This window comes from Mesorhizobium sp. B2-5-7, assembly GCF_006440875.1.
Lineage (GTDB): Bacteria > Pseudomonadota > Alphaproteobacteria > Rhizobiales > Rhizobiaceae > Mesorhizobium > Mesorhizobium australicum.
Window position 1 is genome coordinate 86602 of sequence record NZ_VFUO01000010.1, and the last position, 12922, is coordinate 99523.

The 12922-nt window shown below is 58.4% G+C and carries 10 protein-coding genes; 6 read left to right on the forward strand and 4 right to left on the reverse strand.

The genetic code is table 11. The annotated features are described in order from the left end of the window. Nucleotides 1-36: 36 nt before the first annotated feature. Nucleotides 37-1152 (forward strand): response regulator, encoded by a 1116-nt coding sequence (locus FJ543_RS32335; RefSeq protein ID WP_064994194.1) that lies wholly within the window; start codon nt 37-39, stop codon nt 1150-1152. Nucleotides 1153-1379: 227 nt separating this feature from the next. Here the strand turns inward: FJ543_RS32335 and FJ543_RS29820 are convergent, their stop codons facing one another. Together FJ543_RS29820 and FJ543_RS29825 are read right to left on the reverse strand one after the other, a co-directional pair. Continuing rightward, nucleotides 1380-1625: a hypothetical protein gene (locus FJ543_RS29820; RefSeq protein ID WP_064994195.1), complete on the reverse strand. Its 246-nt coding sequence runs from the start codon at nt 1623-1625 to the stop codon at nt 1380-1382. Nucleotides 1626-1967: 342 nt separating this feature from the next. Beyond that, nucleotides 1968-2672: a DsbA family protein gene (locus FJ543_RS29825; protein ID WP_064994196.1), complete on the reverse strand. Its 705-nt coding sequence runs from the start codon at nt 2670-2672 to the stop codon at nt 1968-1970. Nucleotides 2673-3453: 781 nt separating this feature from the next. On the opposite strand from FJ543_RS29825, the gene FJ543_RS29830 reads away from it, so the two are divergent. Together FJ543_RS29830 and FJ543_RS29835 are read left to right on the forward strand one after the other, a co-directional pair. Then, entirely contained in the window at nt 3454-3630 is a 177-nt protein-coding gene (locus FJ543_RS29830) for a hypothetical protein (protein WP_224655962.1), read from the forward strand. 1915 nt (nt 3631-5545) lie between these two features. Beyond that, the gene (locus FJ543_RS29835; RefSeq protein ID WP_064994199.1) at nt 5546-5764 is read left to right on the forward strand and encodes a hypothetical protein; all 219 of its coding nucleotides are present in this window, start codon (nt 5546-5548) and stop codon (nt 5762-5764) included. Nucleotides 5765-5935: 171 nt separating this feature from the next. Here FJ543_RS29835 and FJ543_RS29840 read toward each other — a convergent pair whose 3' ends face one another. Further along, nucleotides 5936-6220, reverse strand: a complete 285-nt coding sequence (locus FJ543_RS29840; RefSeq protein WP_064994200.1) for a hypothetical protein — start codon at nt 6218-6220, stop codon at nt 5936-5938. A gap of 392 nt (nt 6221-6612) precedes the next feature. On the opposite strand from FJ543_RS29840, the gene FJ543_RS29845 reads away from it, so the two are divergent. Then, nucleotides 6613-8088: an NAD-dependent succinate-semialdehyde dehydrogenase gene (locus tag FJ543_RS29845; protein ID WP_064994201.1), complete on the forward strand. Its 1476-nt coding sequence runs from the start codon at nt 6613-6615 to the stop codon at nt 8086-8088. A 501-nt stretch (nt 8089-8589) separates the two neighbouring features. Continuing rightward, entirely contained in the window at nt 8590-9354 is a 765-nt protein-coding gene (locus FJ543_RS29850) for an HAD-IIA family hydrolase (protein WP_064994202.1), read from the forward strand. A gap of 401 nt (nt 9355-9755) precedes the next feature. Here the strand turns inward: FJ543_RS29850 and FJ543_RS29855 are convergent, their stop codons facing one another. Continuing rightward, the gene (locus FJ543_RS29855; RefSeq protein WP_084015906.1) at nt 9756-10376 is read right to left on the reverse strand and encodes a DUF2285 domain-containing protein; all 621 of its coding nucleotides are present in this window, start codon (nt 10374-10376) and stop codon (nt 9756-9758) included. Nucleotides 10377-11538: 1162 nt separating this feature from the next. Here FJ543_RS29855 and FJ543_RS29860 point away from each other — a divergent pair. Continuing rightward, complete coding sequence (locus tag FJ543_RS29860) at nt 11539-12210, forward strand: GNAT family N-acetyltransferase (protein WP_084015908.1); 672 nt, start codon at nt 11539-11541, stop codon at nt 12208-12210. The last annotated feature ends 712 nt before the right edge of the window (nt 12211-12922 follow it).

Consider the following 12922-nt stretch of genomic DNA (forward strand, 5'->3'; position numbering starts at 1 on the left):
TAGGGCACGAACCCTGCCCAATTATTGGAGCTCGGCATGCGAATTTTGCTCATTGAAGACAGCGAGGACTTTGGCAGCGCTGTACGAGAACATATGATAGCTGATGGCCACGCGGTTGAATGGGCCAAGGACCTGTCCGAAGCGCGGTATCACGCAAGTGGGATTCCCTACGGGCTTGTTCTGCTCGATATTAACCTGCCAGACGGTAACGGCCTGGACTACTTGCGGGAGATGAGGAAGGGGCGTGATTCGACACCCGTCATCATCGTGACAGCTCGCCATACGGTCGAGGACCGCATCGAGGGGCTCAATGCTGGTGCCGCCGACTACTTGGTCAAGCCGTTCGATCCCCGCGAACTTTCCGCGCGCATTCATGCCGTGGCGCGTAGTCACGGGAACTTCCCGAAGCCATATTCTGTCGGGGCGCTGTCCATAAACGCGGCTGAGCGGCGCGTCGCCCTCGACGGGCAGCCGGTCAACCTGACTGCACGCGAATGGGCGATTCTCGACTGCGTTCTATCCCGACCCGGAGCGGTAGTTTTGAAGAGGAAGATCGAGGAAGAACTCCTTTCCTTAGGTTCGGAAAGTGAGAGCAATACCGTGGAGGTTTATGTTAGCCGGCTCCGCAAGAAGATCGGCAGGGACCGAATAGCGACACTGCGTGGCTTGGGGTACAGTTTCGTGGAAGAATCACGGAACGGCCTCGGAGACCCTGTCGATCTTGTCCAAAAGGTTCGGTCAGTCGTTGATGACTTCTTGAAAAAGCCGTGGTTTGCCGGACGGCTAATCCTTGACGTCGACGGCTGCCCCGCCTGGGAGTGCAAAGCAGACCACGCCGTTAGAATTCCCGTCGTGCTTCGATGCCTCATCGACAACGCACTCACACATGGACTGCCCGATATCCCGACGACAGTTTCCGTCAGAGCTGATGGAACCATCGCCATTGTAAACGCAGGACCGGTGGTGCCCCTCCCAGACCTTGACGAGATAACAGAGCGTTTTGTGCGTCTGGCGACTCGGGCAACTGTCCCAGGCCAGGGTCTACCCGTCGCTAATTATGTTATCAAGAAGGTCGGTGGCAGCCTTGAACTTGCCTCGCCTGCCACGGGTCGCGGGGATGGTTTTGAGGCGATTATTCGAATCCCTCGATGACCCTGGTTTGCTGCAGCGACCAGGTTGGGCGTAGGAAGCATTGTACGCTGCTGGGCAACGGGAATGTCAAACAGGGGCGGTAACCAAACCCGCGGTGGGCCGGCTCGCCAGAGGAAGGCAGCTTTGGCGGGGCACACCACATCCCAATCCACTGGCGTGAGACAAGCATGCCACGGCCCCGCCCCAAGCCAACCCGTTCGGCAGAGCTCGGCGCTTCCTTGAGCTAATCATAGTCTTCCATATGGCTGTTGCCGGAGAACCGAAGACGGCTTGCTGAAATGATCCAGTTGTTCCAGACCTCGGCCTTTAGCCCTAGTCAGCACCGGCGCGCCGGTTTCCCAGATCAATTTGCTGACACGATTGCCCCCTTCGTCATAGACAAACTCGTTGCCCTTCGGCCAGGTGTAGCCAACGCCACCAAGAAACACGACGCTCCTGTCGGGCACTGAATAGATGGTCGAATGCGCCGCCATTTGTGCAGAACGTGCCGAAAGCAAGAATAGCAAATGATGATGTGCAGCGATTCATGGGGCCGCCTCCTCAGGATAGCCGTTGGTGATCTCTCGTTGAACGACGGCGGCTCTCAGCGACCGTTCGCAGACGTTGTTTGTCGCGGCGACCATTCCTGGGCATTGGTGCAAAGACGTTGAACTCCGATGCGATGTTCAGGACGGCTTAGTCATTGCCCTTTGCCCGGTGCGTTGCATAGCACCGCGCGGGCCGCCCACTACCGCGTTGCCGGGCCATATTGAGATTTGGCCCGGCACGAGAGGCGGCACTCGTGGCCAGAGAGGTTGCACCGGCGGCCAGCCCTGTCAAAATGCCGAAGTTGGTGATCCGGCAGGACGCCTATGCTTTTCCCGCTCGTTGGCGAGGTAGCGGTCCAAATAGTGCATGTTAGCCGCACCTGAAACCACTCGTTTGCCGACAACGACCGCCGGCCCGCCGTGGATGGACAGCTTCTTGGCGAGCGCGGAATTGTGCTTGACGGTGTTTACGATTCCGGGGTCCTTGATGTCCCGCTTGAGTCGCTCAACGTCGAGGCCCTCGTCTCGTGCGATATCCAAAATGTCGGATCCGCTGAGCCGGAGGCTAGTAGCCATTAGGCGGTGATGGAACGCCTCAAATTTTCCCTGTTTGCTGGCGGCGAGCACCGCCCGTGCAGCAAATTTGGAACCCGGTCTCGTGCTCGAATAAGGTATGTAGTAAACCTTCAGCTCGGGATCATGCTTGAGGGCTTGCTGGATCGTACGGTCTACCGCGCGGCGCTGCGGGTCGTTGGAGTCCAAAAATACGGCGATATGGTGGTCGCCATTTGGGTTGCCAGCAGTTGGCGCAGCTGGGTCGTTGAAGAGTGCGTCGTGCCGGTCTGAAATGACCTTCTCCCTATCCTTGCGGAGCTGGCTATTGTATTCGTGCTGGAGCACTAAGTGTGTGACAGTTGGACCATATTTCGCCAGCAGGGAAACCAGCAGCAGTAGGGCTGAAAGGGCGATCCGGCCGGCTTTTAGATTAATCATGGGGAGTTCCAATTAACGGTGAATGGCAGGGCAGTAACAGCCGGCTTGTGACACCCGGACCTGACAGCAGCCTGACAACCTCAGGACATTTGCGTCACGCGGCGTTGAGCGTAGAGTCACGTTCAGAAAGACTCCGCCCTCGAACTGTCGCCCGGCCCCCCTGATGCCACTACGCTCGTCGAAGACGGCAAGGATCTTGGCCGCGGCTGTACGCGAACTTACGATGGTGGCCACGCGGTCGATTGGGCCAAGGTCCTGTCCAAAGCGCGGTTTCGCGGGCCCAGCGCTAGCCACGCGGTCGGCGATCCTTCTGTCGTGAATTTTACTCATGCTGCCGGCGAGCGCCGCCATGCCCCGGTGACGCCGACGATATCACCTTAAGCGGCAAGCGCTTCCCGTAAACTGGCGTTCGATGTCGGACAATGTCGGATCGGCAACATAGCAGAATCCGATTACTCACGTTGCCGAGACGAGTTTCTTGTTTGGCACGGCATGTGCGCGATCCCGCAAACGCCTCACAGACTAAAGAGAAGTCATCCGATGATCACCCACCAAAGAATGCCCTCACATTGATTCACTCAAGATGACGCTCGCGTCTGGCCTCGCAAAATACTGATGGCTCAGTTGGCCCTGCGCTGCCCACCGATCCAGTTTGTCCCGCAAGGGCGTCGAGGACGCAGCATCGGCAAAATGAGGGGCAACTCCTTTGCCTCGAACTTTGCGCATCGCCCGGCAACTACAAGCTAGGCGGTCGATGAACCTTCGGTCTGGCGCTTCGGTTATGGCGGCCAGCGATGACATCAAGGCGACGAATTTTCTGCTCGACAAAGGCATGGAAGTGGTCCTAGTCCCCGATCACCGCGCGCCAACTATCACCCATATGGTGCGGTACAAGATCGGCAGCGCCGACGAGCCCGCCCGGGAAATTCGGCGAACGGGCATTTCCTCGAGCATCTGATTGGCGGCGGCGATCAATCATGCCGCCGGCGAGTTGGACCGCCCGGCGGTCGATATCGGCGGATCGCTGCATGCTTCCAGCTCTCACGCCTGTACCGCCGCGCGGTGTTGCAGCTCGGCGCGCCACATGGCGATGGCGACGGGCCGTGCGCAATGTAATGACATTCGACCGGTTCTGACCCGCTCGGGAAAGGATGGCATTCGAGATGAACTCGCTGGCATTGTCGCTGGCGAGGAGCCGGCCCAATTCCCGGGCAGTCAACTGCCCTCGACCGTGCCGATTAGCGCGCCTTTGCCATGCCGGCGGATTAGCGTGGCCGACCTTACTTCGGCGTGACGCAAGCAATTTCTGCACCAGACGCGCAAGGTATGCCACTCCCTCAAACCGCTCAGCGGCACCTCTAGTCTATGCCGGCATGTAGGCTGCTCCCATCGCGACGGCGTGCGGCAACTCTTCTGGGTCTTGACCCTGTCGGCGATATTATCCGACCGAGGCCAAAAACCTCGCGGCTGTACGCGAACTTACGATGGTGGCGACGCGGTCGATTGGCCAAGGTCCTGTCCGAAGCGCGGTGTTGCGGGCCCAGCGCTAGCCACGCGGTCGGCGATCCTTCTGTCGTGAATTTTACTCATGCTGCCGGCGAGCGCCGCTATGCCCCGGTACGACGATATCACCTTAAGCGGCAAGCGCTTCCCTTAAACTGGCGTTCGATGTCGGACAATGTTGGATCGGCAACATAGCAGAGTCCGATTACTCACGTTGCCGAGACGAGTTTCCTGTTTGGCACGGCATGTGCGATCCCGCAAACGCCTCACAGACTAAAGAGAAGTCATCCGATGATCACCCACCAAAGAATGCGCTCACATTGATTCACTCAAGATGACGCTCGCGTCAGGTCTCGCAAAATACTGATGGCTCAGCTGGCCCTGCGCTGCCCACGCATCCATTTTGTCCCGCAAGTGCGTCGAGGACGCAGCATCGGCGAAATGAGGGGCAACTCACACTTCGCCTCGAACTTTGCCCATCGCCGGTAACGTGGAACTTCGGTCTGGCTGGGTGCACAAGGCCACATTTTGCGACGGCGCTGACCTTCGCGACCACCGCTTCGGTTCTGGCGGTCACCAATGACAGAGCCGGTCGATCGCAGCCCGGGCCAGCTTCTCTCCGGAATGAGCGTCAACGAGCGCGACTCTGCGGCAGGCAAAATGTCAGGTTCACTACAACCTATATCTGAGCACCGTCGAGGTTTTCAAAGCAAACGGCGCTTATTGGGCGCTGAGGTGTTGGCACGGCCTTTGCAAATTGGAGGTGGCAACATCGAGCGAGGTGTTTCGCCTTGTTGCCGGACAGCGAAGTCAAAGCTTCGGAAGGTTTCAGCGGGAAGGAACTCAAAGGATAATTGCGTTCTCTCTGCCGGCAAGGATGAAGAGAACGAGCACGGTAGCATACGCGGTTGATTACGTTGGCGTAATTTACTGCACAATTTTTCTTGTCTTTTGGTTACCCATCTCTCGATGAGAGCATAAACAGAAGAGAAAACAATGAGTGCTGAAGGTAAAAAGAGACGCGGTGTATCTGGCCTCTCAAATGCGCGGAATATTGCATTCCGCTATGGTGGTAGGCCTTCAAACTACAGTTTGGCGATAGGGCACACGACTCATCCGCGTCTGGGCGGTTCGCTGTTCCTCAACGCTATGATCCTGGGGCAAATGCTGCCAGGATTTAACCCAAGTGAACGTATGTTGAAGGCTGCGGACGCTTGTATTGAGGTATGCCCCGCTCTTGGTGCGCCTTTCCACTGAAAGAAGCCGAGAAACCGCAAATGACTTGGCAGATGGTATGAACCCAATTGTAGGCGGGCTGTGCCGCCCTTCGTCTTTGGCATCGTCCGTCTTGTACTCCCAGAAATGGAACAGTGATTGGCTTCCATAACAACAACATCGGACCGTCCGGCGTCGAGATAGCCTGCCTGGCGCCTCGCAATCGCCGTATCGACGTCGGCGGTGAAATAGCTCTCCTCGCCAAAGAGATCGAGGAGGATCTGGCGGGGATAGATCGCAAACAGCGCGAACTTCGGTGGCATCAACTGTCCCGTGCAGCCATGCCTCCATTCGGCCCGCGGCGCGGCGCGTAGGTTGTTGAACAGCGACAGCCATTCCTTCTACCCGTTCCTTGGTCGCTAGCGTCAACTATGCGCTCTCTCGGCCTCGAGCTCGCGGCGGCAGGTATTGCCGATTGCGCCACGGCGCCGCCTGCCTTGGGCAACTGGGCGAACCCGTTGCGCGACTTCACCCGATGTTCTCGATTAGCGAGGGTGAGAGAGCGGCCACATCGTCGCCGGTTCATGATGGCGCGCAGGTCTTCCCGGCTTGCGCTCATCGGCGATTTGTCTTTGCGGCGTGGTGACGCCGCCGTCCGGCGACGATGTCGAAAGTGTCTGGACTGCCGTTTTTGGGACCAACAGCGACTGGAGGATGCTGCGCCGGCGGATGGACGGCACGACATCGGATATGTCCGGCGCCCGCTTGCCGTCTCGCACGTCGAAAGGTGACAAGGTGAGCTCGCCAACGCCAATATAAGCGAGTTGCATGTGATGGACTCCGCCTCCGTCCGAACCTCTGCCAGACCGCCGAGGGAGCCGGTTGCGCCAAGTAGCGCAGGTTATCCGTCAGGCCACTGAGGGATGCCGAGACTGCTGATGGCTTCGGCATCCAAGATGTGACCTTCACTGTGGGCCCCTGCGGCGTAGACGCAGAGCGGAAGAGCGCCACGTAATACCTGCGCTTGGGCAAGCCCATATCCACTGTTCGGTTTGTCTCCTAATGAGACCACCAACCAGACTAAAGCCTTGAGCAATTCGACCTTTCAAATTCGGGGATGGTCTACTAGCTGTCTGGCGGAGGCCCTATAAGGAACCCGCAGGTGCGGAATAGACCGACACCCGCCCGACAACTCATCCGCCGCGTTTAAGAGGAACCCGGTATGCCCCTATGCCTACCGATGATCCGCCACCTGAAATCCCCGGACCTGTTTGGCGCCATCGATCGCTTGCCGGCGCTTGGCGCGCCGGCTAGCGAGCGCACATTCGAAGTCATCAATCCATCGAGCGGCGAAGTGCTGGCGGTGCTTCCCGACATGGGTGTGGAAGAAACGCGCGCTGCGATCGAGAAGGCTTACCTGGCGCAGCCAGGATGGGCGGGGCTGGCCGCCCGAGAACGCAGTGACGCTTTGTGGCGTTGGCATCAGCTGATCATTGACCACACCGACGATCTTGCCGCGATACTCACTGCAGAGATGGGCAAGCCCGTTGCCGAAGCCAAGTCGGAGGTTTCGCACGCGGCCGCGTATCTGCAATGGTACGCCGAAGAGGCCAATCGCATCTATGGCGAGACGATCCCCGCGCCGTCGACAGACCGTCGCATGCTGGTGATCAAGCAGCCGATCGGTGTGGTCGGCACGATTACGCCTTGGAATTTCCCGGCGTCGATGGTGGCGCGCAAGATCTCGCCAGCCCTGGCGGCGGGCTGCGCGATCGTGCTTAAGCCTGCTGAACAGACGCCGCTTGTGGCAGGTGCAATGTTCGCCCTCGCGCACCAGGCCGGCTTTCCCGAAGGCGTCGTCAACCTAGTTTATGCATCTGAAGGTGATGACGTCGGACGCGAACTTTGCTCTAATCCCAAGGTTCGAAAGATCAGCTTCACAGGCTCGACCGAGGTTGGCCGGCTGCTCATGCGCCAGTGCTCGGACCAGATCAAGAAGGTCAGTCTCGAGCTCGGCGGCAATGCCCCTTTCATCGTCTTCGACGACGCCGACATCGACGCTGCGGTTGACGGCGCGATCCAGGCGAAGTTCCGCAACGCCGGCCAGACTTGCGTTTCAGCGAACCGGCTTTACGTCCAATCGAGCGTTCACGATGAATTCGTCGAAAAGTTCGTGGAGAAAGCCCGGTCCTTGTCGGTCGGCGACGGCTTCGCTCCGGCAGTGGACGTCGGACCGCTCATCGACTTGCATGCTTTGGCCAAGATCGAGTCCCACATCGCAGATGCCGTTGCCAAGGGTGGGACAATTCGATGCGGGGGCGAACGTATTGGCAAGGATGGGACCTTCTTCAAACCGACAGTCCTCACTGAAATTTCCAGCAGCATGGCGGTTGCGCAAGAGGAGACTTTCGGGCCACTGGCTCCGATCATTCAATTCACCGATGCGGATCAGGTAGTGCGTGAGGCCAACGACACGATCTACGGCCTCGCCGCCTATTTCTATGCCTCCAATCTGAAGCGTGTCTGGCGCGTTGCCGAGGCGTTGGAATACGGCATGGTTGGCATCAACACGGGGCGTATGTCTTCGGAAGCGGCGCCCTTTGGTGGCATCAAGCAGTCCGGCATTGGGCGAGAGGGTTCCCGCCACGGGCTCGAAGACTACCTCGAAATGAAATACCTCTGCATGGGCGGCATCTGATCTCTATGGGATGGGCCGCCTCAGGCGCAGAATGAACCAAAGGGATGATCGAACGCTTTGGCGAACCTTCTTCCGGCTGGTTTCGGGTCGTTCACCGCGCCCCTGGCCTGCGCGCCTTAAGTGAGATCTAGACGCCGTGCTACGTGAACCGCCTCTACAGCGACGAGGCAAGGTGCCACAAGCGGACGGCAGGTTGCGCATCCTGATCCAAGCGCGGCACGTCTCGCCAGGCTTGTGGTTCGCTGGGAACTAGAGACGCATTGTCCATCAGCTGCGTTGACGCAGCGAAGTCGGCAGCCGACGGCGCAGGGCGTCGGCACGGCGAGCGGTGCGCCCGACACGTTTACGCCGCAACCTCCTTATTGCCGCACGGCCAACTGGGCGCCCTTCGCGCATCGCTCTCAATCGGTACAGTCGCCGGCATTCTCGCCTGGAGAAGATCAGTGACACAAGCCGTGCTCAGGCCGTGCATGCACGAAAGACATCGAGGGTTGATATCCAATGATCACAGCGCATCTGCTCGACATGGACGGAGTCCTGGTCCGCGGCGGCCAACCGATTGCTGGCTCGGTCGGCTATGTGGCCGGGCTAATCGCCACGGGTGAGCCGTTTCAGATCTTCACCAACAACTCGCGCTTCACACCCGAAGATCATGCCGAGCGTCTAAGAGCGGTTGGCTTCGCCGTGCAGCCAGAGCACATCTACACATCGGCGCTCGCCACTGCGCGGTTCATGGAACTGCAAAAGCCCGGATCATCTGCCTATGTCATCGGCGACCACGGTCTGGTTGAGGCTCTGCGGCAGGCAGGCTGCCGGATAACGGAGTTTTCGCCCGAGTTCGTGGTCCTCGGGGATACAATTTCGTACCACTATGAGCAGATCGCAACTGGCGCCGAGCTTGTGGCGAAGGGAGCGCGTTTTCTCGCCACCAATCCAGATGCGACTGGCCCGACCGAACGAGGCTCCCATCCGGCGTGCGGGGCAGTCGCAGCACTAATAGAGAAGGCCACCGGCCGTCAGCCCTATTTCGTCGGGAAGCCGAACCCGTTCATGATGCGCAATGCGCTCGACCGGCTGGGAGTGCGAGCTGTCGATACCATCATGGTCGGGGACCGCATGGATACCGACGTGCTCGCAGGGCTGGAATCGGGCCTGAAAACAGCCCTTGTGCTTACTGGAGTGACCAAACTGGCTGACATAGAGCGGTTTCCATTCAGACCGGATTACGTGGTCGATTGCCTTGCGGATCTGGGCCAGATCATCTGAACCAACAAGCCGAAGGCACCCCGACACCAAGCCTGAACGTGCTCCCTCTACGTTCCGGGCCGTCAACCCAGCGCAATCTGGTGGAAAGCTGGCCGCAAAAGAAGTGATAAGCATGACAAGTTAGTCGAACTACACCCACGTAGCCATGCCGGCGGTCTGCCGTTGCTGGGAAGAACTGGCTCGGCCGCTGCGTATAGCGTATACCCGACGCGGCAGCTTTTTTCTCCGTTGCGTACTCGACATTGTCACCTGTGGAACATTCGAACGTGCCTCTCGGCATCGACTGACGGGTTGAACCAGAGCGCACCTGTAAGGTCTTTCCCCGCCAAGTGGGACCGGGCGAACTGACGTTCTGGATCCGAACTGTTCGCCGGCTGATGTACGGGGCGGACCGTCACTTTTCAAAAAAGGAAATCCCTGTACCCTCCATGCATGAGGGCGCGGCCACGAGAGACAGCGCGGCGAATGCGGTCGCGCAGATGATCGCGAGGATCCCTCCAGTCGGCATGGACGCGCTGTTGACCAATCAGCGCTTCGGCGAGCTCGCGATGTGACGCCCCAGCAAGTGAGCCGTCGAGCGCACGAAGAACGAAGGTCAAACGAGGACCCCGCTTTTCTGGCGGGAATAAGCGGGCAGGAAGCTGTTGACCCACATTTAGACGATTGAGGGACTCGATCGCCCTAAGACGGTGCTTCGAAAGGGTCTCGGGCCAGATGGCCTCGGTACGGAGGCAAACGGGGTGCAAGATATCCGCGCCAGAGACGGCGAGTTGGAGCGTGTGCTTGGTATCCCGAAGAAGAACATGCTGGCCCTTGTCGGGGGCTAGCAGAACCGTCGAACGGCACGGCAATGCCGAGAGCTCGAACGGCGCTGTGCCCGACCACGCGGACAGCTGTTCTGCAATGACCGGCAGCACATGAGCGCACCATAGCGGAGACCAGAATACGACCGAATTGCGCCCATGAGACTCGGCGAAACAGAACACCCCAGCGTGACAGTTCGCAGGCCACGGTGACCACATTGAGAAAAGGTCGGTACGACAAAGTATTGGCCTGCCGGCTTGCTGTGGTCACATCAGGCTGGAATGCTGGATTCCGGCGTAAGAACTCCCAGGCCCATTCGCGCGGCGTCAGAGCTGAGGTGTAATCGTATGATCTTTCATCGCGCCAATCAGCCCCATCGGCGCCATTCACGAGAACTGCAGGCATCATTTTGCTCCCCTGCCAGCCCCCAGGCAGGTCGAAACATCATGCCGGTTGGCAAAGCACCGGCGCAGGGGCCACCAGACCTCGACGAATGCGTTTCGTCGAAGCTGTTGCGGTCGGCACCGTTCAGGGCCGAACACGCCGGCAAATAGCGGCGACATGACCGAACCAGCGCAGCCAGCACGGCCCGAGCTGGCCAAGTGAGTTGGCTCGCCGCCAGTGGCCGGTTCCTGCGCCGCATTCCTGACGTTCCTTGAAGACCGCGTGCCGCAGCGGTGGGTTTCTAGTTGATTGTGCGCAGGTCGTCGTAGCGCCAGCGATATAAGCTTGGCCATGGAGGTCTCCTGGGGGAAGTTCCCCGCCATTGGAGACCAAGATTCACGCTAGGGCATCCTGTATAGTTGTACAGGTGAAGGCGACTGCTCAGAGGACCGAAAAACAGACCGGCGAGGCCCGCAATCGCTTCTTGGGTGGTGCTCACGCCGGGGTTTTCAGAGCGCTGTGGAATGCAGCGGCTGAGCTTCGCTTGCCCCTGGATGCCGCTGATTTCCGAGGCAGACTTGTCCCCACTGCCCTTGGTCCGGGTGTACTGTCAAGCGAAGTAAGGATTCGGCTCCTTGGGCGAAACGAAGACTGATCTCATCTGCTTGCGGTTTCGTGGTCTCGAGGCCGTCGCAAGGCCGGAGTGACGCTTTTCGCGACGTCGGGAGCTGTGACCGCGGATGGTGATCACCGAAGCGGGCGAGCAAGGCGTTTGCTGTCACGCAATCGCGAAACACAGCTGCGCGCCCACCGAGCGGTCGGAGGTGGGCCTATGCCAAGGGCGTCGTTCTCCATTTCTGCGCAAGTACGCAACCTCATTGTGTGACTTAAGATAAATCTTCGTGAAAATGGATGCGCCTCTCGGCGGGTTTTATCAGCCTTCTGCATTTCTGAAACAATATTTTTGCAGAGATTTACCAGAATTTTATCCAAGTAATGAGTATTCTTGGAATCAAGCTGCACGTTCCATCTAGGAACCATACTGCACCTTCTTTAGGTGCCCCTAACTTTAAGTTTTTAGAAACAAGGCATCTGCTTATGCACATCTTAGAAACGCCACACCTATTCCTGAGGCCGCCGTCGCATAGCGACGAGCTTCTTTTGCATGGCCTTCGTAGCGATCCGTTCGTGGTTAACGCCAGGGGTGGACTCGCTCCGACGATTGAGCAGTCGAAAGCTGCACTATTTGAGTTCATTAATCATTGGCAGAACAATCGTTTCGGCTTATGGATGCTGTTCGTCAAAGATCCAGACCAAGGCAACAAATTCGCTGGCTACTGTGGGTTGGCTCGCAGCGGCCTGTACCTTCCAGAAGATCCGAATAATGTTGAAATAGTAACTTGTCTCAACCTTGCGGCTTCGGGAAAGGGGATAGCAGTCGAGGCCGGCAGGGCGGTTGTCCAATTTGCTTTTGAATATTTAAAACTGGAGAAAGTGACTTCATTCGTTCGACCAACGAACATACGTTCGCTTCGTAAGAACATTAAGATAGGATTTTTCTATGTTCGCGACCGTATACATGACAACAATACAATGAGATATTTAGAGGTTTACCCAGAAACAGCCGTAAAAGCTGATCAATTACTTTTTTTCGATGACGCAAAATAGACTTTATGCCGAACAGTAGCGCTGCGACCGAGTCGGCATTTCGGTGTTCGCTTAACCTCGAAGGACTTGGGAACGTGCTTCATACCGACGTGTCCGCGGGCAAGCCGTTGCGAAGAACGGGTTGAATGGGATTGAGTGCTCCCGTGCAGCCTGGGCCGGCCTCTGGACCTTTTCAGCCAATGCCGGCGCTGAGCGCACCAGACCTCGATAGAGGCATTTCGTCGAACCGTGTGCCATCGGCACTGTCGAGAGTAGAAGGCGCGCGCACCACGCATCCAGGCCGTCGCATCCGCATAGCGGCAGCCACCCCGGCCTGTGCAGGCCAACGCAATTGATTTCAAGTCCGTGATCGGCTCGTGAGACCCGTGCCAGATTTTCCTTGAGGGGCAGTGGGCGCCGCGGTGGATTGCACGCTGGTTATGGGCAAGTTGTCATAGCGCTAGCGCTATAAGGTCAGTGATCGGGAGGTCTCCTGGGGGAATTTTCTCTCATGGACTCTACCGCCCCTCCTGAACCCGCGTATCGCATATCGGACGGCGGCCCGACATCACCCCAACCTGCCTTGGCGACCAGTCCACTGCATTCGCCCGAACAGCTTGCTGGCTTGATCGACAGACTTCAAGAATCCAATCAAGGGGACGGTGCAGGCCGAGATTGCGGTAGAGCTTGGGCAACCCTCAGATCGCCCAAGCGGCGTCCAATTCCTTGCCTG